General features: G+C 73.1%; 18 protein-coding genes. 8 read left to right on the top strand and 10 right to left on the bottom strand.

What is annotated here, in order from left to right:
- Positions 1-110 precede the first annotated feature (110 nt).
- A complete protein-coding gene (locus tag ACXJKA_RS15700) occupies positions 111-1,352 on the top strand; it encodes a cupin domain-containing protein (protein ID WP_456826150.1) in 1,242 nt (413 codons plus the stop codon).
- Positions 1,349-2,224, top strand: a complete 876-nt coding sequence (locus ACXJKA_RS15695) for a sucrase ferredoxin (protein WP_456826149.1) — start codon at positions 1,349-1,351, stop codon at positions 2,222-2,224. The genes ACXJKA_RS15700 and ACXJKA_RS15695 overlap by 4 nt, the downstream gene beginning before the upstream one ends.
- On the opposite strand, the gene ACXJKA_RS15690 is transcribed toward ACXJKA_RS15695, so the two are convergent.
- From ACXJKA_RS15690 to ACXJKA_RS15680, 3 genes are read right to left on the bottom strand one after another with little or no spacing between them, the layout of a single operon-like run.
- Entirely contained in the window at positions 2,209-3,138 is a 930-nt protein-coding gene (locus ACXJKA_RS15690) for an aldo/keto reductase (RefSeq protein ID WP_456826148.1), read from the bottom strand. The two genes, ACXJKA_RS15695 and ACXJKA_RS15690, sit on opposite strands and share 16 nt — an antisense overlap.
- Complete coding sequence (locus ACXJKA_RS15685; protein ID WP_456826147.1) at positions 3,135-6,158, bottom strand: alpha-mannosidase; 3,024 nt, start codon at positions 6,156-6,158, stop codon at positions 3,135-3,137. Before ACXJKA_RS15685 ends, ACXJKA_RS15690 begins: the two co-directional genes overlap by 4 nt.
- 48 nt (positions 6,159-6,206) lie before the next feature.
- Positions 6,207-8,444, bottom strand: a complete 2,238-nt coding sequence (locus ACXJKA_RS15680; RefSeq protein ID WP_456826146.1) for an exo-beta-d-1,3/1,6-glucosidase — start codon at positions 8,442-8,444, stop codon at positions 6,207-6,209.
- A gap of 64 nt (positions 8,445-8,508) precedes the next feature.
- Between ACXJKA_RS15680 and ACXJKA_RS15675 the strand changes: the two genes are divergently transcribed.
- The 3 genes from ACXJKA_RS15675 to ACXJKA_RS15665 all read left to right on the top strand — a co-directional run bounded on the left by ACXJKA_RS15675 (position 8,509) and on the right by ACXJKA_RS15665 (position 11,851).
- A complete protein-coding gene (locus ACXJKA_RS15675) occupies positions 8,509-9,102 on the top strand; it encodes a sugar O-acetyltransferase (RefSeq protein WP_456826145.1) in 594 nt (197 codons plus the stop codon).
- Between the two features lie 479 nt (positions 9,103-9,581).
- Positions 9,582-10,928 carry a DUF222 domain-containing protein gene (locus ACXJKA_RS15670; RefSeq protein ID WP_456826144.1) on the top strand — a complete coding sequence of 449 codons (1,347 nt, stop codon included), beginning with the start codon at positions 9,582-9,584 and terminating at the stop codon, positions 10,926-10,928.
- A gap of 167 nt (positions 10,929-11,095) precedes the next feature.
- On the top strand, positions 11,096-11,851 hold the full coding sequence (locus ACXJKA_RS15665) for a metallophosphoesterase family protein (RefSeq protein WP_456826143.1): 756 nt from the start codon (positions 11,096-11,098) through the stop codon (positions 11,849-11,851).
- A gap of 26 nt (positions 11,852-11,877) precedes the next feature.
- Here ACXJKA_RS15665 and ACXJKA_RS15660 read toward each other — a convergent pair whose 3' ends face one another.
- The 4 genes from ACXJKA_RS15660 to ACXJKA_RS15645 form a co-directional block, all read right to left on the bottom strand.
- Complete coding sequence (locus ACXJKA_RS15660; protein WP_456826142.1) at positions 11,878-16,956, bottom strand: AAA domain-containing protein; 5,079 nt, start codon at positions 16,954-16,956, stop codon at positions 11,878-11,880.
- A complete protein-coding gene (locus tag ACXJKA_RS15655; RefSeq protein WP_456826141.1) occupies positions 16,956-18,065 on the bottom strand; it encodes a M48 family metalloprotease in 1,110 nt (369 codons plus the stop codon). The genes ACXJKA_RS15660 and ACXJKA_RS15655 overlap by 1 nt, the downstream gene beginning before the upstream one ends.
- A 70-nt stretch (positions 18,066-18,135) precedes the next feature.
- Positions 18,136-18,795 carry a DUF2306 domain-containing protein gene (locus ACXJKA_RS15650; RefSeq protein ID WP_456826140.1) on the bottom strand — a complete coding sequence of 220 codons (660 nt, stop codon included), beginning with the start codon at positions 18,793-18,795 and terminating at the stop codon, positions 18,136-18,138.
- 125 nt (positions 18,796-18,920) lie between these two features.
- A complete protein-coding gene (locus ACXJKA_RS15645) occupies positions 18,921-19,136 on the bottom strand; it encodes a hypothetical protein (protein ID WP_456826139.1) in 216 nt (71 codons plus the stop codon).
- A 141-nt stretch (positions 19,137-19,277) separates the two neighbouring features.
- On the opposite strand from ACXJKA_RS15645, the gene ACXJKA_RS15640 reads away from it, so the two are divergent.
- Genes ACXJKA_RS15640 through ACXJKA_RS15630 form a run of 3 tightly spaced genes read left to right on the top strand, consistent with a single transcriptional unit; the run spans position 19,278 to position 22,005 of the window.
- A complete protein-coding gene (locus tag ACXJKA_RS15640; protein WP_456826138.1) occupies positions 19,278-20,066 on the top strand; it encodes a helix-turn-helix transcriptional regulator in 789 nt (262 codons plus the stop codon).
- A gap of 50 nt (positions 20,067-20,116) precedes the next feature.
- Positions 20,117-21,202, top strand: coding sequence for a serine hydrolase domain-containing protein (locus ACXJKA_RS15635; protein WP_456826137.1), 1,086 nt, complete (start codon positions 20,117-20,119; stop codon positions 21,200-21,202).
- On the top strand, positions 21,199-22,005 hold the full coding sequence (locus tag ACXJKA_RS15630) for an isocitrate lyase/PEP mutase family protein (protein ID WP_456826136.1): 807 nt from the start codon (positions 21,199-21,201) through the stop codon (positions 22,003-22,005). The genes ACXJKA_RS15635 and ACXJKA_RS15630 overlap by 4 nt, the downstream gene beginning before the upstream one ends.
- Here the strand turns inward: ACXJKA_RS15630 and ACXJKA_RS15625 are convergent.
- Genes ACXJKA_RS15625 through ACXJKA_RS15615 form a run of 3 tightly spaced genes read right to left on the bottom strand, consistent with a single transcriptional unit; the run spans position 21,977 to position 24,561 of the window.
- Entirely contained in the window at positions 21,977-22,279 is a 303-nt protein-coding gene (locus ACXJKA_RS15625; RefSeq protein WP_456826135.1) for a hypothetical protein, read from the bottom strand. The genes ACXJKA_RS15630 and ACXJKA_RS15625 overlap by 29 nt on opposite strands.
- A complete protein-coding gene (locus ACXJKA_RS15620; protein ID WP_456826134.1) occupies positions 22,276-24,195 on the bottom strand; it encodes a M3 family metallopeptidase in 1,920 nt (639 codons plus the stop codon). Before ACXJKA_RS15620 ends, ACXJKA_RS15625 begins: the two co-directional genes overlap by 4 nt.
- Positions 24,196-24,249: 54 nt before the next feature.
- Positions 24,250-24,561: a DUF1905 domain-containing protein gene (locus ACXJKA_RS15615; RefSeq protein WP_456826133.1), complete on the bottom strand. Its 312-nt coding sequence runs from the start codon at positions 24,559-24,561 to the stop codon at positions 24,250-24,252.
- Positions 24,562-24,567 lie beyond the last annotated feature (6 nt).

Raw genomic sequence — 24,567 nt, 5'->3', positions numbered from 1 at the left:
CGTCGGACCCGGTCCATCATCATGTTCCTCGGGCCGTTGCTGGGCCTCGAGGACGAGTTCCGGCTCCCGTACGCGGGCGGCTGCGACGGCGGGGCGGACGGCTCGGCGTAGTGCCTTCACGCACCCTGACGGAGCGCGGGCCGGTCATCCGGTCCGCGCTCTCGCGCTGCATCAACGTCCCCGACGAGCAGTTCGCGCGCGAGCACTGGGGCCGCGCGCCGCTCCTCTCGCCGGCGAACGACGACTTCACGGACCTGTTCTCGCCCCCGGCCGTCGACGAGCTGATCGGTCGGCGCGGCCTGCGGACGCCGTTCATCCGGCTCGCCCACGAGGGCGACGTGCTCGCGCCGGGGCGGTTCACGGCGTCCGGCGGGTTCGGTGCCGAGGTCTCCGACCAGGTGTCGAGCGACAAGGTGCTCGCCGAGCTCGCGGCGGGAGCGACGATCGTGCTGCAGGGCCTGCACCGGATGTGGCCGCCGCTAATCGACTTCACGCGGCGGCTGGTCGACGAGATCGGGCATCCGGCGCAGGTCAACGCGTACGTCACGCCGCCGTCGTCGCAGGGGTTCTCGCCGCACTACGACACCCACGACGTGTTCGTGCTGCAGGTCTCCGGCGAGAAGCGTTGGGTCATCCACGCCCCCGTGCACCCCGACCCGCTCAAGGACCAGGTGTGGACCGACCACCGTGCGGCCGTCGCGGCGGCGGGTGCGGGCGAGCCGGTGATCGACCGCGTGCTGCGGCCCGGTGACGCCCTCTACCTGCCGCGCGGCTGGATCCACTCCGCGACCGCGCTGGGCGCGACGTCCATCCACCTCACCGTCGGCATGGCCGCGTACACGCGCGCGGACGTCGTCGACACGCTGCTCAGCTTGGTCGGCGACTCGCCGGCTCTCCGCGCGTCCCTGCCGTTCGGGATCGACGTGGGCGACCCCGAGCAGCTGCGGCCGATCGTCGAGGAGACCGTGGCCGACCTCGTCCGCGCGCTGTCCGCGAGCGCCGACCCCGCGGAGCTCGCCGCGCGCCGGCTCGGCGCCCGGATCGGTAGGGACACCCGCCCGGAGCCCGTCGCGCCGCTGGCGACCCTGGACGCGATCACCGCGCTGTCCGAGCACACCTCCGTCCGCTGGCGCGACTCGTTCGGCGGCCGCATCGACGATGCGGGCGACAAGGTCCGGCTCACCGCCCGGGGCACCGTGCTGTCGCTCCCGGCCGAGGCCGCGGGCGCCCTGCGCGCGCTGCGCACCGGGGAGCCGGTCGCCGTGGGGTCGTTGCCCGGCCTGGACCTGGCGAGCGCGCTCGTGGTCGTCCGGCGGCTGCTGCGCGAGGGTGTCGTGGTGACGTCGGAGTGACCGACGGGTGGGTGCCCTGCAGCGACGGCGCCCGCGCCCGGCAGGACTCGCTCGTCGGCACCGGGTCGCACGGCGACCGCTGGTTCCTCGTCGAGAACCAGGCGGGCTGGGGTCGGCACGCGCTGCTCGACCCGCCGTTCGACGCCGCCCTCGGCCGTGCGCTGGTGCACCGGGTCGAGGGCGCCGGGATCCGACCGCTCGCCATCCGTCGTCCCGGGCGGCGGTCCCCCCAGGACGGCACGCGGTGGGCGCTCGTCGACTCCCGCCCCGCCCGCGAGAGCGTCCGCTGGGGCCGGGTCGACCGGGCGGAGGAGCTGCTCGAGGTCCCCCTCGACGGGTCCGCGGGCGTGCCGTCGGACCGGCCGGTCTTCGCGGTGTGCGCCCACGGCCGGCACGACCAGTGCTGCGCGGTGCGCGGGCGTTCCGTGGCCGCGCGCCTGGCGCAGGCGTACCCGGAGGAGACCTGGGAGTGCTCGCACCTGGGCGGCGACCGCTTCGCCGGCACCATGGTGCTCCTCCCGCACGGCCTCTACTACGGGTGGGTCGACGACGGCGACGCGGTCGCGGTGGCCGCCGCCTACCTCGACGGACGCGTGGTGCCGGAGCTCCTCCGCGGCCGCAGCTCGTACTCGCACCCCGTGCAGGCGGCGCAGCACTTCGCGCGGACGTCCGACCGGCTGGAGGCCTACCCGCCGCTTCGGGAGGACCGCACCGATGACGGCTGGTCGGTGGTGCTCGTCGGACCCGACGGTCCGCTGACGGTGACGCTCGTCGAGACCTCGTCGGCCCCCCTGCTCTCCACGTGCGCCGCGACGCAGGCACTGCCCGTGCAGCAGTGGGCTCTCGGCGAGATCGTCTACGGGACGATGTAGCCCGCCGCGCGGAACAGCTCGTACCACTCGGCCCGGGTGAGCGGGATGTCCGAGCCCTGAGCCGCACCCGTCACGCGGTCCGGGCTCGTGGTGCCGAGAACGACCTGCATCTGCGCGGGGTGCCGGGTGATCCACGCGGTGGCGATCGCGATCGTCGGGACGTCGTACTTCGTCGCCAAGCGGTCGATCACCGCGTTGAGCTCCGGGTAGTCCGGGGAGTCGAGGAAGACCCCGGTGAAGAAGCCCGCCTGGAACGGGGACCACGCCTGGATGGTGATGTCGTGCAGGCGGCAGTAGTCGAGGATGCCGCCGTCGCGGTCGATCGACTGGTCCTCGGCCTGCATGTTCGCCGCGACCCCGCGCGCGACGATCGACGAGTGCGTGATCGACAGCTGCAGCTGGTTGGCCACGAGCGGCTGCCGCACGAACTTCTTCAGCAGCTCGATCTGGCCGGGCGTGTGGTTGGAGACGCCGAACGCGCGCACCTTGCCGGCGGCCTCGAGCTCGTCGAACGCGCGCGCCACCTCCTCCGGCTCCACCAGGGCGTCCGGGCGGTGCAGCAGCAGGATGTCCAGGTAGTCGGTGCCGAGCGCGGCGAGAGACCCGTCCACCGACTCGATGATGTGCTCGTAGGAGAAGTCGAACCCGTCGGGCGGCACGATGCCGCACTTGGTCTGGATGACGATCTCGGCGCGGTCGGCCGGGGTCAGCCGCATCGCCTCGGCGAACCGGCGCTCGCACACGTGCATCGCGCCGCCGTAGATGTCGGCGTGGTCGATCATCGTGATCCCGGCGTCGCGGCCGGCCGCGATCAGCTCGCGGATCTCGTCGTCGGACTTCTCCGTGATGCGCATGAGCCCGAGCACGACGTTGGGGACGACGATGTCGGTGCCGGCCAGGGTGAAGGTCTTCACAGCGGGTTCCTCTCGACGGCGAGCGGCAGGCGCAGCGTGACCAGCTGGAAGGGGCGCAGCGCGAGCTCGACGGCCTCGTCGGTCGCCGTGACCCCAGGGGTGTCGACGTCGCGCTCCAGCAGGTCGACCGCTCGGGCCCCCGACACCGGGAAGCCAGGCACGAGCGTCGCACGCGCACGCCCTCCCAGCGACTCGTACAGGCGCACGACGACGTCACCGCTGCGGTCCTCGGCGAGCTTGACGGACTCGACCACCACGGCGGGATTCGAGACGGTGACCAGCGGGTCCGCGGGGCGCGCACCCCGCACGACGCGCTCGGCCAGGTTGGTGCGGTAGCCGTCCTCGACGGCGTCCGCGATCGTCGCGCCCGCGTGCAGGACGGCGGTCAGCCGGTGGCGACCCTGGTCGGCCTCCGGGTCGGGGAAGAGCGGGGCACGCAGCAGCGACAGCCGTACCGTCGTGCCGTTCGGGTGGCGGGCGACATCGTGCCCGTAGGTGGCGTCGTTCGCGATCGCGACGCCGTAGCCCGGCTCGCCCACGTGCACCCAGCGGTGCGCGCAGATCTCGAACCTGGCCGCGTCCCACGACGTGTTGGCGTGGGTCGGCCGGTACACGTGCCCGAACTGGGTCTCCGCCGCCGACCGGTCCGACAGCACGTCGAGCGGGAAGGCGAGCTTGAGCAGCTTCTGCCGCTCGTGCCAGTCGACCTCCGTGACGATCTCGATCGCCGCGCTGCCACGGCGCACCGTGATGTCCTGCACCAGCCGCGACGCACCGAACGACCGCGTCGTGCGCACGACGACGGCCTCGGCGGTCTCGGACACGACCTCGAGGCTGTCCGCGTCGAGCAGGTCGGTGCCCACCCGGCGGTACTCCCTGTCGATGTCCCACGCGTCCCATCGCGCCGGGGTGTCGCGGTGCAGCTGGAGCAGGTTCGCGAGGGCGCCGGCCGGGATCACCTCGCGGTCGGCGGTGAGGTCGCGCAGCGAGTCGATCTGACCGCCGGTGGTCAGCTGCACGTCGATCAGCCCGTTGCGGAGCCGGACGGTGCCGTCCTCTCCTCGCACGAGGGTCACGGGGTCGCCGGCCGTTGCCTCGACCGGGCCCGCGCCCAGAGCCGGCACCCCGGAGCGAGCGTGCGGCGCGGCGTTGAGCAGCACGGGGAGGTCGCCGTCGCCGACGAGCTCGGCCACGGCGGTCGAGATCACGTCCTCCAGCTCGGCGCCGATCGCGGCGTAGGTCTCCTCCGCCTGCCGGTGCACCCAGCCGATCGAGCTGCCGGGCAGGATGTCGTGGAACTGGTGCAGCAGCGTGGTCCGCCACAGCCGCTCGAGCCGGTCGTAGGGGTAGTCGGCTCCTCGCTGCACGGCGGCGGTCGCGGCCCACAGCTCCGCCTCGCGCAGCAGGTGCTCGCTGCGGCGGTTGCCCTGCTTGGTGCGCGCCTGCGACGTGTACGTGCCGCGGTGGAACTCGAGGTACATCTCCCCGGTCCACACCGACGGCTCGGTGAGCTCGTCCTCGGCCCGGGCGAAGAACGTGTTCGGGCTGCCCAGCTCGACCGTGGGGGCTCCCTCGAGCGAGGCGAACCGGCGCGCCGAGGCGAGCATCTCGCGCGTCGGGCCGCCGCCACCGTCGCCCCAGCCGAACGGGACGATCGAGGAGCCGGCGACACCCTTCTCCGCGAAGTTCGCCTCGGCGTGCAGCAGCTCGCGCGCGGACAGGTCGGAGTTGTACGTGTCGACCGGCGGGAAGTGCGTGAGCACCCGGGAGCCGTCGATGCCTTCCCAGGTGAAGGTGTGGTGCGGCATCCGGTCGGTGTCGTTCCACGACAGCTTCTGCGAGAGGAACCAGCGCGAGCCCGCCGACCGCACGATCTGCGGCAGGGCGCCGGAGTACCCGAAGGAGTCGGGGAGCCACACGTCGTGGGTCTCGATGCCGAACTCGTCGAGGAAGAACCGCTTCCCCGCCACCATCTGCCGGGCCATCGCCTCGCCGCCCGGCATGTTGGTGTCGGACTCGACCCACATCCCGCCGACCGGCACGAACTGGCCGGCCGCGACCTTCTCCCGGATCCGCGCGAACAGCTCGGGGTAGTACTCCTTCATCCAGGAGTACTGCTGCGCCGACGAGCACGCGAACACGAAGTCCGGGTCGGCGTCCATGAGGGCGATCACGTTGGAGAAGGTCCGGGCGCACTTGCGGACGGTCTCCCGCAGGGGCCACAGCCACGCCGAGTCGATGTGTGCGTGGCCCACCGCGTAGGCGTGGTGGGCGCTCGCCGAGGCGGGAGAGTCGAGCAGCGGCCGCAGCGACTCGCGGGCGGCGCCGGCGGAACCCGCGACGTCGTCGGGGTCCACGGTGTCGAGCAGGTCCTCGAGCCCGACGCGGATGCTCGCCCGCCGGGTCGAGTCCACGGGCAGTGCCTTCATCAGGCCGACCAGTGCGGTCAGGTCCTGCAGGAGCTCCCAGACGGGGACGTCCCGCAGCGCGATGTCGACGCGCCCCAGCACGTAGTGCGGGTCGGTGCCGGCCGTGGCGAGGTCGCCGTACGGGGTGGGGACGAACCCGAAGCTGCTCGCGATGTCCGGGTTGCCCGCCGCCTCGACGAACACGTCGACGTCCGGGCCGCCCGTCCATGGCACCGCCTGGTTCAGGGGCGAGACGCCCTTGATCGTCGTCCCGTCCGGCCGCCAGACCAGGCCCTCGGCCTGGAACCCCGGACCCGTCCGGGTGAACCCCAGGTCGATCACCAGCTCGACGACCGTGCCCTCGCCCGGCCAGCCATCGGGTAGCCGGCCGGTCACGTGGAACCAGGTGGTGCTCCACGGCGCGCCCCACGCGAGACCCGGCACCACCGACGCGAAGTCCTGGCCGACCGCCTCTCGGAACGGCACCGGCTCCCCGGGAGCGGTCCACGCGGTCAGGTCGAGCGGGACGCGATCGCGGTAGACGGCCGGGGCGATCCGGTCGGCCACGAAGCGGTCGATCCGGGCCTCGGCGAGCAGGGGGTTGCCGTGCATGGCGCTCCTTCTTCGGGACGGGTGGGTGTCAGCCGCCCGTCGCGTCGATCATCCCGTGACGACGAAGCCCGCGCGCAGGAGCGCCTCGTCGCGCGACGACGGGCCGACCAGCAGCTCGAACTGGCCGGGCTCGACGATGCGCTTGCCGGCGGCGTCGACGATCGTGCAGTCCGCGACCGGGAGCTGCAGGCCGACCGTCACGCGCGCGCCCGGGTTCACGAGCACCTGCTTGTACGTCTTGAGCTCCTTCTCGGCCCAGGTGACCGTGGTGACGGTGTCTCGCACGTAGACCTGGACGGTCTCGAGGGACGGCCGGTCGCCGGTGTTGTGGAGCGTGACCTGCGCGCGGACCGTGTCGCCGGCGCCGAGCACCGGCTCGACCACCCGCAGGTCCTCGTACGTGACGGTCGTGTAGGACAGCCCCTCGCCGAACGCGAACGGCACCCGCTGCGTGAGGTCCGCGTACCGCGTCCCGTGCTGCGCCGGGAGCTGGTTGTAGTAGATCGGCAGCTGGCCGACGTGCTCGGCGAAGGTGATCGGCAGGCGGCCCGACGGCTCGATCTGGCCCAGCACCAGCTCCGCGATCGCGCGGCCGCCGCGCATGCCGGGGTTCGCGGCCCAGATGATCGCGGCCGCGTTCATGGCGCTCGGCGGCAGGACGTGCGGCTTGCTCGCGATGACGACGACGACCAGCGGCTTGCCGGTCCGTGCGAGGGCGTCGAGGAGGGCGACCTGCCCGCCGACGAGCTCGAGCGTGGCCGTGGAGCGGCCCTCGCCGACGAGCTCGATGCGGTCCCCGACGACAGCGACGACGACGTCTGCTGCCTCTGCCGCTTTGACGGCCTCCGCGATGAGGTCGGCGTCCGGCGCCACGGGGATGACGACCTGCGGGCGGGGCTGGCCGTCGGGGAAGAACTCGCCCTCGGGATCGGCACCCAGCGTGAGGATGTCCGCGCCGCGCGCGTGCGTGACGGTCCAGCCTTCTGGTGCCTGGGCGCGGAAACCGTCCAGGACCGTCTGCGTCATCTCGCGCGGGTGTCCGTCGGGAAGCCAGTCCGCCTGGCCCGAGGCGCCGGCCCAGTCGCCGAGCTGCGTGTGCTGGTCGTCGGCGTTGGGGCCGATGACGGCGATGGTCTTGGTGGTCTTGTCCAGCGGGAGCGTGCCGTCGTTGGTGAGCAGGACGAGGGAGCGGCGGGCCACCTCGAGATTGAGCTCGACGTGCTCGGCGGACCCGATGACCTCCTGCTGGCGCTCCACGGACGGGTGCCGGGCGTCCTCGAACAGCCCGAGCTCGAACTTCAGCGTGAGGATGCGGCCGACGGCTGCGTCGAGCGCGGACTCCTCGAGCATCCCGCTGCGCACGGCCTCCTGAGCGCCCTCGAAGAACCCCGGCGTCGTCATGACCATGTCGTTGCCGGCGCGGATCGCCGCGGCCGACGCGTGGGCGTAGTCGGGCTGGATGTGCTGCTCCCAGACCATGCGGCCGACGTTGTCCCAGTCGGTGATGAGCGTGCCGGTGTAGCCCCACTCGCCGCGCAGCACCTCGTTGAGCAGCCAGTCGTTGATGGTGATCGGCACGCCGTCCATCGACTGGTAGCCGAGCATGAAGGTGCGGCAGCCCTCGCGGGCCACGCGCTCGAACGGCGGCAGGAACCACGAGCGCAGCTTGCGGCGGCTGATGTCTGCCTCGCTGGCGTCGCGACCGCCCTGCGTCTCGGAGTAGCCGGCGAAGTGCTTGGCGGTGGCCAGGATGGCGGTCGGGTCGGACAGCCCGTCGCCCTGGTAGCCGCGGACCATCGCCGACGACAGCTCGCCGATGAGGAACGGGTCCTCGCCGAACGTCTCGCTCACGCGACCCCAGCGCAGGTCGCGGGCGATGCAGAGCACCGGCGAGAACGTCCAGTGGATCCCGGTCGCCGCGACCTCGACGGCCGTCGCGCGAGCCGCCCGCTCCAGCAGGTCGGCGTCCCAGGTGGCCGCCATGCCGAGCTGCGTCGGGAAGATCGTCGCGCCCTCCCAGAACGAGTGCCCGTGGATGCAGTCCTCCGCGATCAGCAGCGGGATCTGCAACCGGGTCTGCGCCGTCAGCTCGTGCGCCTGCCGGACCCGCTCGGGCGACGTGTGCAGGATCGACCCGACGTGCAGGTTGAGGACCAGGTCCTCGACGCCGTCCTTGGCGTTGAGCTGCATCATCTGCCCGACCTTCTCCTCGAGCGTCATGCGCCCGACGAGGTCGGCGACGCGCTCCGCGACGGGGAGGGCTGGGTCCTGGTACGGCGCAGTCATGTGACGTCCTGTGGGATTCTCGGATCGATTCGAATGTCTGCGCGCAACCCTAGAGGAGCACCTGGTGACCCACGAGTACGACGTCGTGCGAGCGGCGATGAACGACGGTTCGCTCTACGTCGACTACGGGCCGGGGCTCGAGGCGTTGGAGGCCGAGCGGGTGGCCGGCAAGGAGCTGGCCTACGACTTCAACCACTCACGGCCGGGGGATGCCGCCCTGCGGACCTCTCTCCTGCAGCAGCTGCTCGGGTCCGTCGGCGCCGGCGCCTGGATCGAGCCGCCGTTCCACGTCTCGTACGGCTCGCACGTGCACGTCGGCGACGGGTTCTACGCGAACTTCAACCTCGTGCTCGTCGACGACGCCGACATCGTGATCGGGGACCGCGTGATGATCGCGCCGAACGTCACCATCTCGACGGCCGGCCACCCGACCGTGCCCGAGGAGCGCGTGGGCGGGTGGCAGTTCTCTCTGCCCGTGCGGATCGAGGACGACGTGTGGATCGGCTCGAACGTGGTGATCCTGCCCGGCGTGACCATCGGCGCCGGGAGTGTCATCGGTGCAGGCAGCGTCGTCACACAGGACGTCCCGCCGCGCGTCGTCGCCGTCGGGGTGCCGTGCCGCGTGCTGCGATCGGTCGACGAGCCGCGCGGGGAGTAGGGCTCGCTCGTCGTCGCAGCCGTCGTACGCGACGCCTCGCACACACCTGACCGGCGCCCGATTGCGCTCGCCCCCTCGCACTCGAGCTGCGGGTTCTGCACCTCGGGCACTGCGCGGCCGCGCTCCCTTCCTCGGCCAGCCGCCGTGTCGGTGCAGGTCAGGGGCGGATGTCAGTGGTCGATCGTACACTTGTTCTATGCCCGGATCGGGTGGTTGGTGTAGGCGGGGAGGTGGCGAAGATGACCGCGGTGCTGGCCGAGCCCACGCGCGATCACCTCGCCGGGTACGGCACGGACCGCACACGCACGGCTCCGGATGAAGCCGGGACCCGGGCCGCAGCGAGCCTGCCGACCACCCCGTTGCCCGGCGCGCGACACGCCATCTCGCCGACGAATCACGCTCCCTCTGCGTTGGGGTGGGCGGACTCGGGTCATGGTGCTCGCCCAGGTGCGGCGCCCGTTCCCGGGCCGGGTGCGCGGGTGATCGATCTGGCGGCGGTGGAGGAGTTCCCGCTGCCCGATGTCCGCGTGGCGGACCTGGTGGCGATGCTCGCGTCCGTGCCGGTTGCCGAGGTGTCTGGGGCGGCCCTGGTGAACGCGGTCGCGGCCACGCAGCAGGCGATCACCATGCTGCAGGCGCTGCAGGGCTCGTTCGCCCGCGAGCTCGGGGCGCGCACCCCGGATGCGTTGCGGCACGTCCCCGATGAGCTGGCGTGCGCGCTGGTGTGCACGAAACGGGCCGCCGAGCTCGTGTTCCTGCGCGCCTGGGGTGCCGCCCAGCACCCCGCCCTCGGGGACGCGTGGGCGGCCGGCGCCATCGAGGGGCGCAAGGTCGACGTGATCCTGGACGAGGTCTCCAAGGCCGGTGCCGGCATCGACCCCCACGACCTGGACGTCGCGGTGGCCGACGCGGTGCACCGGGCCGGGGACCTGACCGCCCCGCAGCTGACCCGGCACCTGCGCGCCACGCTGATCGCGTTGAACCCGGGCCACGCCGAGAAGCGGCGCGTGGCCGAACGGGACCGGCGTGGGGTGTTCCTGGACCTGGCCCCCGACGCGATGGCCCGCCTGATCGCCTACCTGCCCGCCGCCGAGGCGACCGCCGCGTTCACCGCGATCGACGCCCTGGCCGGGCACGCCACCCTCGACGGGGACGAGCGGTCCGTGGATCAGCGGCGGGCGGACGCGTTCACGGACGTGTTCACCGGCATCCTGGACCGGCAGAGCACCCCGGACGGCACCCCGCTGCCCCGCAAGCACGGGCAACGCGTCGCCGTGCAGGTCACCGTGGCCGCGACGACGTTGCTCGGCCTGGACGACGCCCCCGGGTTCCTCGGGTCCTATGGGCCGATCCCGGCGCAGGTCGCCCGCGAGCTCGCCCAAGACGGCACCTGGCGACGCGTCCTGACCGACCCAAACACCGGGCTGGTGTGCTCCGTGGGGACCGACGCCTACCGGCCGGGCGCGGACCTGACCCGCACCATCCAGGCCCGGGACGTCACGTGCACCTTCCCCGGCTGCCGGCAACCCGCCACCCGCTGCGAGATCGACCACCGCATCCCCTACGACCACGACCGACCACCCGATGGGCATGACCCGCAGACCTGCGAGGCGAACCTGCACGCGTTGTGCAAGCACCACCACCAGGCCAAGACCGAAGGCTGGTGGAACGTCACCCACAACCCCGCCACCGGGGTCTCGACCTGGACCGACCGACACGGACTGACCTACGCCCGCCACCCCATCCCCGTCCACATCACCGCCGGCGCGCTCGAACACCGACCCCCACCGCCACCGCGGCCGGACCTCGGCGACCCACCCTTCTGATACCGCGGGCCTTCAGGCTCGCGTGCCGCCCCCGCGCTTCGGTCGTCTGCCGCAGGATGTCAGGCGGCTGTCCAGCCCAGTGGCGGTGCGATCGACGTCTCGGCGTTCTCGCGGATGCGTCGCCGTGGGTGCGCCGAAGGCCTCGCTCGTCCTCTAGGTTGGCGCGCATGACCGGCGCCGAGCGCATCGCTGTCCTGTCCGACGTGCACGGGAACCTCACCGCCTTCGATGCCGTGCTCGCGGACATCGATGCCCGCGGGATCACGACGGTGCTGAACCTCGGCGACGTCGCGGGAAAGGGTCCGCGCGGATCGGCCACCGTCGCCCGCAGCCGCGAGCGGTGCGCCGTGACGGTCCGAGGCAACTGGGACGACTTCCTCCCGGTGTCGGGTCAGCACGAGGACACCGCAATTCGGTGGTGGCACGACGAGCTGACGGCCGAGGACCGCTCCTGGCTCGCCGGGCTCCCGCTCAGCCACGACCTGGTGCTCGCCGGCCGGCGTATCCGGCTGTTCCACGCGTCGGCCACCAGTGTCTACACGCGAGTGCACTTCCACCACACCGACGAGGAGTTCGCCGGCATGTTCGCCAGCACGTCGCTCACGGGCGACGGTCCCGAGCCGACCGTGGTGGTCTACGGCGACGTGCACGACGCCTACGTCGAGACTTTCCGCGGCCGAACCTTGGTCAACGTCGGGAGCGTCGGCAACCCGCTCGACGAGGCGACGCCGTCGTACGTGATCCTCGAGGGGGCCGGGGACGTGTTCAGCGTCCAGATCGTCCGCGTGCCCTACGACGTCGAGGCTGAGCTCGCGGTCGCGGAGGCCGCCGGGATGCCGGCGCTCGACGCGTGGACCATCGAGCTGCGGACGGCGATCTTCCGCGGCCAGCACGAAGAGCTGGGCCTCACGACGTCCGCGTGAGTCCTCCGTGGGATCGACGGGTGTGCTCAGACTGACGGTTCGCGGTCATGCTCCGCGCTCTCGGGGTCGGCGGCCACCGGTAGATCCGGCAGCTCGACCGCAGCGACGAGCCGCCGCACCACGCTGGCGGGGTCCGACTCCCACTCGGCGCCGAGCACCTGCAGCACCCGCCAGCCGCCGGAGCGCAGAGCGGTCGGCTGGGTGATGCGGCGCTCGTCGAGAGACAGCGACCCCAACCGCGCGGACTGGTCGACCAGCACCCCGACCGTATGGACCGGCGAGCCCGGCGGGCGCAGCGCGAGGTCACAGCGGAACGCCGACTGCCCGACACCGGAGACGACCTCGACACCGGCGGCGCGCAGGGCGTCGGCAATCTGCTCCACGATCGGGCTGTCGTCCGGGCCGACGGAGCGCCCGGTCCGCTCCCGCAGGCCCGCCAGCACGCCGTCCGCCGCCGCGGCGTCGCCGTTGGACACCGCGTCGGCGTAGTGGAGGAAGCCCCGCAGCGTGTTGGCGCCGTCGTTGTAGACGTTGGTGATCGCCGTGTGGTCGATGCTGCTGACCAGCACCATGTGCCGGCGGGCGCGGCTGAAGATGACGTTGAGCCGCTTCTCGCCGCCCGCATTGTTGATCGGGCCGAAGTTCATGCGCATGCGCCCGTCCGGCCCCGCGGCGTAACAGACGCTCATGAGGATGACGTCGCGCTCGTCGCCCTGGACGTTCTCCAGGTTCTTCACGAACAGCCCGACCACCTGCCCGTCCTCCTCGCGCGCCACCTCGGCGTCGTAGCGCCGGTCGAACTCGGGGTCGTCGCGGGCCAGGCGCTCCAGCGCACGCTCGATCTCCGACTGCTGCGCCTCCGAGAACGCCACGATGCCGATGGTCTGGCCGGTCTCGCGGGACAGCAGCTCCCGGACCAGGTGCGCGATCCAGACGGCTTCCTGGGGGTTGGTCCGCTGGACGTAGACACCGTCGAGCACGCGCATGGCGCTGATGCTGCGCTCGAGCAGCCCGTCGACCGCGGCCACGACGTCGTCAGCCAAAGGCGACGACCCGACCGTCAGCTCCAGGGGACGAGCGCGCACGTGGGTGAGGGTCCGGTCCGGGATCGTGGTGAGCCGCCCCCCGTAGAACGCGGCGTTGCTGAACTGGATGAGCGCCTCGTACTGGCTGCGGTAATGCCAGGTCAGCATGGTCGACGGCAGGCGCACCGACCCGACGCCGAGGAAGCTGTCCGAGTCGAGGACGGAGCCGACGGGGGTGTCGTCGTCCAGCGGTTCCTCGTCCGACGTCGCAGCAGGGCCGCCCGCGTGGAAGTACCGCGTCGGCGGCAGCTGCATGCGGTCGCCGACGACGATCACCTGAGCGCCGCGGAACAGCGCGGGGACGGCCTCCTCGACGGGGATCTGGCTGGCCTCGTCGTAGATGACGACGTCGAACGAGCCCTCCAGAGGCAGGGTGTCCGACAGCGACGACGGGCTCATCAGCCACACCGGCCGCATCGCGGCGACGACCGCACCCGGGTCCCCGGATGCCAGGTGCCGGATCGACTTGTACGCCCGGACCTTGCCGAACTCGTGCTCGAGCTCGCGCCGCCCGGCCATCCAGACCGCCTTCGCGGCGCGGTCCTCGAGGTCCATCCCGCTCACGCTGCGCTGCGAGTGCGCCACCGCGGCGGCGAACCGGGTCCGCAGTCGCGCCGTGATGACCTCGGCGTTCGCGCGCTGGAGGGCGGGAGCCCGGTCGGCGACACGGTCGAGCAGGTCCGCCAGCCGGTCGCCGTCGAGCCGGCTCAGCGCAGGCAGCTCTGCACGCGCCTCGCGCATCGAGGCGGCGACGACCGCGTACTCGAGCTGGTCGGGGGACGCGTCGAGCCGGCGTAGCGCCGGCAGCACGGCCGGGGTGTCGGCGAGGTCGCGCAGCGGCGCCGCGACGGCCCGGACCAGCGCCTGGCCGTCCGGCCCGGTCAGCCCGCGGAGCTCGTCGCGCAGGGCGACCAGCGACAGGTTGTCGGCTCCCGAGACGACGCCCGCAAGGCCGGACCGCACGGCCTCGACCAGCTCGGGCAGCCGGTCGAGCTCGTCGTCGGGCCGCTCGTCGGCCAGCCGGGCGCGCCAGACCGCGAGCGCGCCGGTGTACCGACGGATCGCCGCGATCCGCTCAGTGAGGACCGCGAGGTCGCCGTGCCCCCAGTCACGCGCGAGCTCTTGCGACAGGGCGTCCGCCCGGGCCGCGGTGTCGTACCGCGCGACCAACAGCTCGAGCGCCTGGACCGCGGTGGGCCGCACCTGGCGGTCGCCGGCGTCGAAGCCGGCAGCGACGAGCCCCCGCACGCGGCGCCAGCCGCCGTCGAGGAACTTCCAGAAGGACGCCTCCCGCCGCCGCGCGATCTCCAGGGCCGCGGCGGCATCGGGCGCGGACAGTGGCTCGCGCCACCCGACGGCCGCCCGGTCGGCGGCGTCCGCCGCCGCCTCGGTCTCGCGCCAGGCCACCCCCGCGTCCTCCAGCTGGCGGGCTTCTCGCGAGCGCGGCGTCACGGCGTCGCCCAACCCGCGCTGCACCAGCGGGCCGAGGACGGCGTGCATCTGCCCGACGGCATCGGCGTCGTCCACGGTCAGGCCGTCGCCGTCGGCCGCCGCTCCGGCCGCGCGCAGCACGGCGAGCACCGCGTCGATCGCGTGCACGGCCTCCTCGGCCCGCCACGCGACGACGGCGTCGGCGCGCGGCTGGTCGAGCACCGCGAGGTCGAGCAGCCGGACCGGGGTGCGGGCGAGGACCGGTGGCGCGGCCGCACGCGCCAGGGCCGCCACCAGCGCGTCGACCCGTGGCCGCGCGGGCACCCAGTCACCCGGCTCGGGAAGCAGGGCCTGCTCGACCGGTGTGAGAGCCGCACCCCACCGCGAGCCGCGCAGCGACACCAGCCGCTCGAGCACCTCCTGCACGGCCACGCCCCCGCCGTCGGCGCCGAGCGCCTCCTCGTACCGCCCGACCTCCGCCAGCGCGGCGGTCGTGGCGTCGATGAGCGCGCTCCGTCGGGCCTCGACGGCCTCCAGCGGCTCGTCGTCGGCGAGCCACCGCTCGTACGTGGCGCGCAGCCCGTGCACGAACTCCTTCTTGTCCTCCTGGCTGTCGTGCACCAGCGTGCAGATCTCGTCGAGGCCCTGCGCCCGCAGCCGGGCGTGCACGACATCGAGCGCCGCCCGCTTCTGGCAGACGAACAGCACGCGCTTGCCGTGCGCGACGAAGTCGGCGACCAGGTTGGTGATCGTCTGCGACTTGCCCGTCCCGGGTGGGCCCTGGATGACGAAGTTGTCGCCGGACCGTGCCTGCGCGACGGCCGCCAGCTGGGACGCGTCGGCGGGGACCACCAGGTAGCGGTCGGTCATCGGGATGGTCGCGGCCGCCGGGGCGACGTCGCGCGGCGCGGTCGAGAACAGCTCGTCGAACGCGGCGTTCGGCATCGGCTCGGTGAGCAGGGTGTCGTAGTCGCGGACCAGGCTCAGGGTGCGGTAGTTGAAGTTGGCGAGCGTGACCATGGTGAGGTCGACGTCCCAGGTGTACGGGTTGTCGTCGGCGGTCGACGTCACGGTGAAGGTCTCGACCATGTGCTGCGGTGCCGCCCGGTCGCCCAGCTCGACCGACAGCGGGATCGGTCGGCGCTCGATCCGGTCGCGGAAGATCTGCACGCCCAGCGGCGCCCAGCCCGGCCGCCGGTAGGAGTACGCGTACTGCCGACGCCCGAAGGTGGGACGGGTGGACGGGCGGCGTCGGCGGTACGCCTGCTGGGCCACCTGCGCGCGGTGCCGGACCAGCTCGATCTTGGGCTTGTCGACGAGGCCGACCACCACGGCGGGCTGCGTCGCGCGGGCCTGCTTCTCGATACTGGCGCGCAGCTGCTCGACCGCGCCGTCGTCGGCGAGGTCGATCGTCTCGGGCAGCCGCAGATCGAACAGCTCGTCCAGCTGGTGCCGCAGCACCGGGTTGACCTCGGCGGTCGTGCCGGTCATCTGCAGGCGGTAGGAGTCGCGCACCCCGCGCTGCTTGGTCAGCGTGACCGGCGCCAGCACCAGCGGCGACTCGATCGGCGTGCCCGGGTCGTTCTTCACGTCGTGCCAGCGCAGGAAGGCGACGACGAGCCGCAGCTGGTCGCGCCCGTACTCGGCCCGGTCGCGGCGGGCCGACGAGATGATCGCGTCCAGCGACGCGGCCGCGTAGGGGGCGTCGTCCCACCGCACCACCGAGCCGACGTCGACGGCCTTCCCGTCCACGAGTCGCGCGGAGGCCGGGCCGCCCCACGTGAACAGCTGCGTCGCCCGGATGTTGCGGACGTCGAGCACCAGCGGCACCGACGCCTCGGTGAGGTTGAGGGTCCGGCCGGTGGGGCGGAAGTGCAGCAGCGGGTTGCGCCGCGAGGCGTCGAACAGCCGGTCGCGCAGGTTCTCCAGCACGGCCGCGCGGGCGTCGGGACGGGTGCCCAGCACGCGCTCGAGGTCGAAGTCCTCGGGCTGGTCGCGGTAGGTGTCGAGCCGGCCGATCACGTCGGCCAGGCTCTGCGCCCGCCGCCGCCGGTCCGGCGCGATCATCGAGCTGGCGACCGTGGCCAGCACCGGGTGCAGTGCGGGCGCCAGCGCGAAGAGGTTGTTCCGGCGCCGCTGCAGCAGCGCGGCGTCGCCCTCGTCGGCGAGGTCGAGCCCGCACAGGAGGGCCACCAGCAGCTCGCCCAGGCTGCCGATGTCGGTCAGCTCGTCGTGGTGGCCGACCAGGTGCTCCCACCGCTGCCAGCCGGCGACGATCCGCATCCCGCCCTCCTCGGGCGTCCCGGGGAGCTCCCCCTCGGAGGCGGTGCGGTGCTCGACGTCGACCGTGCCCGAGACCTCGAGTGCCGCGATCGCGGCGCGGTTGCGCACCGGCGGTCCGGCCGGCGACACGTCGATGGTCACGGGCTCGTCGTCGACGCGGTCGAGCGCGTCCAGCCCCCGCAGCGGCGCGACCCGCCCGGTCTCGTGCAGGGACTGCACCGTGCGGAACATGGGCAGCAGCAGGCCGAGGACGTCGTCGGCCGGCAGCCCGCCGCGCGCGACGGCCTCACCGATCAGGTGGCGCATCAGACCGCCGCCAGCTTCGCCGTGGCCCGCTGCCCGAGGTCGAGCTCGGAACCGATCAGCTCCAGCAGGTCCGTGGCCAGGCCGACGCGGCGGGCGACGGCCACCACCGCCTCGAGCCCGTCGTCGGCCGTGCCGAAGTCCAGCAGCACCGCCGCGAGGTACGTGCGGGTCTCCGGCGGCAGGTCGGTGGGCATGTCGGTGAGCGCGGGCGCCTGGGTGCCGACGAGCACGCCGTACCCCTCCGCCAGCGCGAGCGCCTCGTCGCTGCGCACCACGTCGTCGGCCACCAGCAGCCACACCAGCGACCGCGTGACCTCCGCGAGCCGCTCCTGCCCGAGCACGTCGAGAGCCCCGAGGTCGAGCTGCGGGCCCAGCGCCGCCATCACCGCGGGATCGGCCCCCTCGCCGCGCTCGTTCCACTCCTGCAGGGCCCACGCGCGCAGCACCGTCTCCGGGTGCGTCGTGCCGGCGCTCGGCACGCTGTAGTCGACCTCGGCCGCCTGCCGCAGGTACGCCGCGGCGTCGACCTTCGTCAACCCCGTCACCACCTTGGCCAGGCCGCTGACCGTCGTGATCAGCGACCCGCACGCGAGCACGGCCCCGCGGTCGGCGTACAGCTCGGTGGCCAGCCGGAACCGGCGGGCGGTCTCCAGGTACTCCGACGGCGTGCGCGCATCCGACTCGGCGGCGTCCAGCAGCCGGGCCGCCGCGAGGTACCGGCCGCCCTCCGCGGTCCACAGCACGTGGTGGGCCAGCTCGTGCCCCGCGACCGCGCACAGCTCGTCGGCGTCCAGCAGGTTGAGCGTGCCGCCGGTCAGCACCAGTACGGCCTTGTCGGGCACGTACAGCAGCTCGGCGTTGCTGCCCTGACCGCCCTCGTCGACGTAGATCTCGATCGGCACGGTGACCCCGAGGGCGTCCGCCGCCCGCTGGACCGCCGCGTGCACGTCGGGGTGTCCCGTCGCGTCGACCCGGTACGTCTGGCGCAGCAGCAGCTGGTCGAGGCCCGTCCCCGACGTCGGGCGCAGCGCGACGACGGCCACCGGGTTCTCACGCTCGAGGATCGCGGTGACGTCGCGGTGGTACGGCAGTGGTCCCCAGTCAGTCACTGCGCTCCCGTCGTCGTCCTGGCTCCGGCGACGATAGCGGCCGACGACGACATCACGGGGGAAGACCCCGTCAGGTCGCCACCAGCACCTCGGCGTGTGCCCCCCGGACGACGGCCCGCCGACGGCGGATGATCCACTCCGCCACCGCCAGGTTGATCACCCACGCCGCGCCCATGAGCAGCGCGTGCACGGTCAGGCCCGGCGCGCCGATCACCAGCGTCCACGGCAGGAAGATCAGCGCCTGCGTGCCTGCGCCCTGCCCGACGGCGTAGCCACGGGTCATCCACGCGCTGTGGGTGACGACGTCTCCCCGACGGATGAACGCCACGCCGAGCACCAGGGACGCGACCATGAGCGACCCGAAAACCCAGCGGAACACCTCGAGCAGCGTCCCGTCGGATGCCGGGAGGTCGGAGAACGAGGCCATCCAGAGCCCCGCGAGCGCCGCGAGGATCCCCGCCGGCGCGACCACCCGTCCGGCCCGGCGGTGCCAGGCGGGCCGACGCCGACGCAGCCCGGGGTGGAACTGGAAGGCCCCGAGCAGCAGGAACACCGTGGCGCCCACGATGTGCACCACCACCGGGAGCGGCATGGTCACGAACCGCTCGTTGTCGGGCGTGACGGCGGGGTCGCCGGCCAGCTCCGCCAGCCGGATCGACCCCGCGAGCATCGGGACCAGGCTCAGCAGGATCAGGCCGCCCGGGATGCGCCACGCGTGCTTCGGAACCATCGCACTGCCTCTCGCCGGGGCTCTTCTCGTCCTGACGAGAGCCTCTCGACTCCGGGCACCCGGGGCATCGGTCGTTCGCCCGCCCATCGACTCGGCCGTTCGGCCGAGGCCGTGCCTGTCGGCGGTCAGTAGGCGCGCATCGGCCCGCCCGGGCTGAGCGGTCCGCGCTCGGGTCGAGGAGGCGCGGCCGGCAGGACGCACCCCGGCCCGGCAGCCACCAGCGTGACCGCCGAGGGCTGGACGGCGGGTCCGGGCCGGCTGAGCGCATGCACCGGACCTGCCACGAGCAGGATCGCCGCCAGCGAGGCGACGGCTGACGCCGAGGTCGTGTGACGTGACATGGCTCCTCCTCAGTTCGTCGGCAGGATGCCGACTCCGTCGTCCACGCTCGCCCGCGCGGCGTGCCCCGGATATGGGTATCCGTGCCTATTCCGTCCGGACCGTCGCGGGCCTAACGTCGAGGCAACGGGGGGAGATCGACGATGGACGGACAAGGTCACCTGCACCCCGGCGACGCCGACGTGATCGTCGGGCTCATCGCCTCGGCGTACGAGGACGGTCCGGGACTGTCCCTGCCCGCCGCCGCGTTCGACGGACTGCAAGCCCTGTTCCCGGGCTCCCACGTCCAGTACCAGGTGAACGACGTCGTCGGACAGCGATCGGTCTGGATGGAGGGACGCGACCCGGCCGGTGCCCCGGTGTTCGAGGGGCCGGACGACGTCGAGCTCGAGCTCGACCATTACTACTTCGACCTCGAGTGGCAGGACCCCATGTGCGGCAGGGCGCTCCGGACGGGCGACCGGCGCAGCGTCCTGCTCAGCACCGACTTCTTCCCGACCGAGCAGGACCTGCGGAACCGGGCGTTCAGTCGAGAGTTCGCCCCAGAGCTCACATCGGTCATGGCGATGTGCCTGCCCCCGCACGACGGCTACGAGAGGCGCATCGTGCTCGGCCGGGAGGGCGGCCCCGCGTTCTCCGAGCGGGACCGCCAGGTCGCCCAGCTGCTCCGACCGCACCTCGAGGAGATCTGGCTGGACGCCGAACGCCGCCGCGCGGGCGTTCCCGCCCTGACCCCCCGGGAGCACGAGGTCCTCGCCCTGACTGCATCGGGGCTCACCCATGCGCAGATCGCGGCGCGGCTGTTCATCTCGGTCTCCACGGTCCACAAGCACATGGAGCACGTCCGCGAGCACGTCGGGGTGCGGACCGCTGCGGCCGCCGCCGCGATGGCGCTGCCATTCGCACCGAGCCGGTACGACGGGCACCGGTGACCCCCGGCCCTCCGCGGGCCGATGTCGGAGCTTCGGTGCAGTGTGGGCGCATGGACGTGGAGCGGGCGGTCCGGGCGCGGGTCGCGTCGGGTGAGGTGCACGGGGCGGCGTGGCTGGTGGACCGCGGCGGGTCGGTGACCGGCGGCGTCGCGGGTGTCGCGCGGCCGGACTCGATCTTCCGGCTCTCGTCGGTGACCAAGCCGGTGGTGGCGGCGCTGGCGATGGCGCTGATCGACGACGGCGTGCTGGGTCTCGACGACGACGTCGACGAGTGGCTCCCCGAGCTGGCCGACCGGCGCGCGCTGCGCCACCCCGACAGCCCGCTCGAGGACACCGTCCCCGCCGACCGACCCATCACCGTGCGGGACGTGCTCGAGTTCCGGCTGGGCATCGGCGTGGACTTCGCCGGGCCGTTCCCCGGCGCCGTGCTCGGAGCGCTCGCGGCGCGCGGGCTGCCCGTCGGACCGCCCGCGCCGCAGCAGTCGCCCGGGCCCGACGAGTTCCTGCGCATCGTCGGCGGCGTCCCGCTCACTGCGCAGCCCGGCACGCGCTGGCTCTACAACACGGGCGCGCAGGTGCTCGGCGTCCTGCTGGCCCGTGCCGCGGGTCAGCCGCTGCCCGAGCTGCTGGCCGCGCGCCTGCTCGACCCGCTGGGCATGACGGACACGGGGTTCCACGTACCCGCCGAACGGCTCTCGCGGCTGGACCGGCAGTGGCTGGGCGACGACGTCTACGACGAGGCCGACGGGCAGTGGTCGCGACCGCCCGCGTTCCCCGACGCCGCCGCCGGGCTGGCGTCGACGGTGACGGACCTGCATGCGTTCGCGACGATGCTCCGCGCCCGAGGGGCGACCGTGCTGAGCCCGCAGGCCGTGACCGCGATGACGTCCGCGCACGTCGGGGCGCACGACCCGGACGGCCACGAGGGGTGGGGGCTCGGTCTCGGGGTGTTCCTGTCCGACGCGCCCGACGGTCGACACGCGGGCACCTACGGCTGGGACGGCGGGCTCGGGCAGACCTGGTGGACTGACCCGGTGACCGACACCATCGCCATCCTGCTCACCACCGACGCCTGGACGTCGCCGCAGCCGACACCCGTGTTCGGCGACTTCTGGCGGGAGGCGTTCGGCGCATGACCACGTTCCGCGAGCTGCACGACGGGCCCACCCCGCTCCTGCTGCCGAACGCGTGGGACGTCGGCTCGGCGCTGGCCTTCGCCGACGCCGGCTTCCCGGCCGTGGGCACCACCAGCTTCGGCATCGGCGCCGCGGCGGGCCGACCCGACGGCGGTCGCGCCTCCCGTGACGCGACGCGCGAGCTTGTCCAGCGGCTCGCACAGCTGCCCGTCCCCGTCTCGGCGGACGTCGAGGACGGGTACGACGACGACCCGGGGGCGGTCGCGGCCTTCGTCGCGAGCCTGCCGGTCGCCGGCATCAACCTAGAGGACAGTACCGACGGCCTGCTGGTCGAGACCGCGCGCCACGCGGCCAAGGTCGCGGCGGTCACGCAGGCGTCCCCCGACGTGTTCATCAACGCGCGCGTCGACACGTTCTGGTTCGACCAGCACGCCACCCTCCAGGCGACCGTCGCCCGGGCGCTCGCCTACGTGGACGCGGGCGCCGGCGGGATCTTCGTCCCGTTCGTCGCGGGCGCGCTCACCCCCGCCGACCTGCACGTCCTCGCGCGGGAGATCCCGGTCCCGCTGAACGTGCTGGTCATGCCCAACCTGAGCCTGGTCGAGCTGGGCGAGCTCGGCATCCGCCGCGTCAGCACCGGTTCGCTGCCGTACCGCGCCGCGATCGACGCCGCCGTCTCCGTAGCGACCGCCGTGCGCGACGGCCGACCGGCACCGGCGGCCACCTCGTACGCCGACGTGCAGGAACGCCTGCGCCGGCACGACTCCCGATCGCTCAGACGAGCTGCTCGACGAACGCGATGACGGTCGAGTCGTTCCACCCGTCGATGCCCTCGAACACCGCGACGCGCTCGGGCGAGGCCATCCAGGCCTGCTCGAGCCGCCGGAACTCGTCGCGGTCACCCTCGGCGCTCACGGCCCAGGTGAACTCGGCCGCCTCCCGGTTGAGGTACGCCGACTCGACGGTGAAGCCGTAGGCCGCCCGAGCGGGCACCAGGCGGGTGGGCCACCACGCGAGGAACTCCTCGACCAGGTGCGGCTTGAGGTTGTAGCGGCGCAGCTGGACCGTGCGGCTCATGCGCCCTCCTCCAGCCAGGCCTCGAACGCGTCGAACGACGAGGGGCGGCCGAGGAAGCTCTCGACCAGGTCGGCGGCGTCGGCAGATCCGCCGGGCGCCAGGATCGACTCGCGGTACCGACGGCCGACGACCGGGTCCATGAGCCCGTCGGTGAACGCGGTGCGCAGGTCCTTCGCGATGACCAGGCTCCAGAGGTACGTGTAGTACGCGGACCCGTAGCCGTCGAGGTGGCCGAAGCCGGCGTACTGGTGGGTGTCGGGGATCGGCGTGTACGGGCCGAAGCGAGCGTCGACGTCGGCGGTGTACGCGGCGAGGTCGGCGGGCGGGTCGGCGTGCAGGCCGTAGGAGAGGGCCGTGTAGTTGAGCTGCCGGCGCGTCCACGCGCCGCGCGCGAAGCCGTCGGCCCGGCGCATCGCGGCGACCAGGTCGGCGGGGATGGGCTCCCCGGCGGCGTTCGTCGCGAAGGACCCGAGCACGCCGGCGTCCCAGCCCCACTCCTCGAGCAGCTGGCTGGGCGCCTCGACGAAGTCCCACTCGGTCGCGACGCCCGTGAACATGGCCCACGGCTGGTGGCCGCCGAGCACCTCGTGCACCAGGTGGCCCAGCTCGTGGAAGAGCGTCAGGACGTCGTCGTGCTCCATGAGGCCGGTGGGGAAGTTGCAGACGAGCACCCCCTCGGGCAGCGACCGCCCGGCGATGCCCGGCACCAGCCCGAACTGCGCGGCGTGGTTGAACTTCCCCGTGCGAGGGTGCATGTCGAGGTAGACGCGGCCGATCAGCGATCCGTCGGCGGCGACGTCGTAGACCTGGACGTCGTCGTGCCAGGTGGGGACCTCGACGGGCTGCAGCGAGATGTCGAACAGCCGCTGCACCACGTCGAGGATGCCGGGCAGCACGGCCTCGTACCGGAAGTACTCCCGGACCGCGCGGGCGTCGACGTCGTAGTCCTCGTGCTTGATGACCTGCTCGTAGTAGAGGTTGTCCGCCGGGGTGACCGCCGCCGCGTCGGGGACGTCCTGGCGGTAGCGCGCGAGCATGACGTCGACGTCGCGCGCCGCCGGGGCCGCCGTCAGGGCGTCGAGGCGGTCGATGAGGTCGGCGATCGCCTGGCCCGAGCCGATCATCTTGACCTCGGCGTCGTACGTCGGCCAGTCCGGGTAGCCCAGCAGCGTGGCGCGCTCGGCCCGCAGCCGGAGCAGCTCCGCCAGCAGCGGCTCGTTGGCGGGCCAGCCGAGGGACTGGTGCTCGCGGGTGAGCGCGAGCCGGACCTCGGGATCGGTCGCGTACGTGCGGACGGGCAGCAGGTCCGGGTACTCGGTGGTCAGCGCGACCAGCCCGTCCTCGCCGGCGGGGTGCTCGGCGCGGAAGTCATCGGGCAGCCCGTCCAGCTGCTCCGGACGGACCTTGATGCTGCGCACGCCGTCGCGGATGTTCCGCGAGAACTCCAGGCCGATCTCGGTGCACCGCTGGGCCAGCGCGCGCAGGCGGTCGCGGTCTTCGGGCGAGCGGTCGACGCCGGCCCGTCGAAAGTCGCGCAGCACGTGCTCGCGGACGCGCGCCGCGCCGGCATCCAGCCCGTCCGCGGACGTGGCCGCCAGCACCTGCCACAGCTCGTGGTCCAGGCCGCGCTCGGTGCCCAGGTCCTCGGCCGCCTGCGCGCGCTCCTCGGCGGCGGCCCGCAGCTCCGCGTCGGGGTGCACCTCGGCCAGCAGGTGCGCGGCGGCCGACGCCGAGCCGAGCGCGACGTCGGCGTCGTTCCACAGGGCGAGCACCTCGGCGGTCGTGCGCGGCGTGCCGTCCTTCAGGGTGGCGACGAGGGCGCGTGCGTCGTCGAGGGACGCGTCGACCGTCGTCGCGAGGAAGTCCGGCCAGGCGGCGGCGTCGGTAGGGAAGGAGGTCGGCGGCTGCGCAGGCATGGGGCCGACGATAGCCGTCGTGCCACGCCGAGGCCGCGACGTTTTCGTCGGCGCCTAGCGAGGGCCACCCAGGAGGAGCCGCACGGTGACGGTGTCGCCCACGTCGAGGTACTCGGCCTTGCGAACCGCGTCCTTCACGGGGACCAGGTAGCGCCCGTCCTTGGGGAACAGCGACGTCTCCCACTCGGTGTCGTCGATGCGCGCGAGCACGGGGATGACGCCCCAGCCGTAGGTGATCATCGACGAGACGGCCTTGATGCTGGCGCTCTCCGCCTCCGGCACCGGCACGTAGTGGAACGGTGACGGTCCGCGCCAGTAGATGATCTCGCCGCTGAACTCCAGCTCCATCGCCTCAGGATCGCGCACGCGAGG

The organism is Cellulomonas sp. P5_E12 (assembly GCF_054049315.1).
The sequence above is the reverse complement of the archived record's forward strand: the minus strand, read 5'-3'. Positions and strand labels throughout refer to the sequence as shown.

Bases quoted from the DNA above. Each gene is read 5' to 3' on its own strand.
- ACXJKA_RS15660 (WP_456826142.1), bottom strand. From the start codon at position 16,956: ATGCGCCACCTGATCGGTGAGGCCGTCGCGCGCGGCGGGCTGCCGGCC.
- ACXJKA_RS15630 (WP_456826136.1), top strand. From the start codon at position 21,199: ATGACCACGTTCCGCGAGCTGCACGACGGGCCCACCCCGCTCCTGCTG.
- ACXJKA_RS15635 (WP_456826137.1), top strand. From the start codon at position 20,117: ATGGACGTGGAGCGGGCGGTCCGGGCGCGGGTCGCGTCGGGTGAGGTG.
- ACXJKA_RS15665 (WP_456826143.1), top strand. From the start codon at position 11,096: ATGACCGGCGCCGAGCGCATCGCTGTCCTGTCCGACGTGCACGGGAAC.
- ACXJKA_RS15650 (WP_456826140.1), bottom strand. From the start codon at position 18,795: ATGGTTCCGAAGCACGCGTGGCGCATCCCGGGCGGCCTGATCCTGCTG.
- ACXJKA_RS15620 (WP_456826134.1), bottom strand. From the start codon at position 24,195: ATGCCTGCGCAGCCGCCGACCTCCTTCCCTACCGACGCCGCCGCCTGG.
- ACXJKA_RS15645 (WP_456826139.1), bottom strand. From the start codon at position 19,136: ATGTCACGTCACACGACCTCGGCGTCAGCCGTCGCCTCGCTGGCGGCG.
- ACXJKA_RS15625 (WP_456826135.1), bottom strand. From the start codon at position 22,279: ATGAGCCGCACGGTCCAGCTGCGCCGCTACAACCTCAAGCCGCACCTG.
- ACXJKA_RS15685 (WP_456826147.1), bottom strand. From the start codon at position 6,158: ATGCACGGCAACCCCCTGCTCGCCGAGGCCCGGATCGACCGCTTCGTG.
- ACXJKA_RS15680 (WP_456826146.1), bottom strand. From the start codon at position 8,444: ATGACTGCGCCGTACCAGGACCCAGCCCTCCCCGTCGCGGAGCGCGTC.
- ACXJKA_RS15640 (WP_456826138.1), top strand. From the start codon at position 19,278: ATGGACGGACAAGGTCACCTGCACCCCGGCGACGCCGACGTGATCGTC.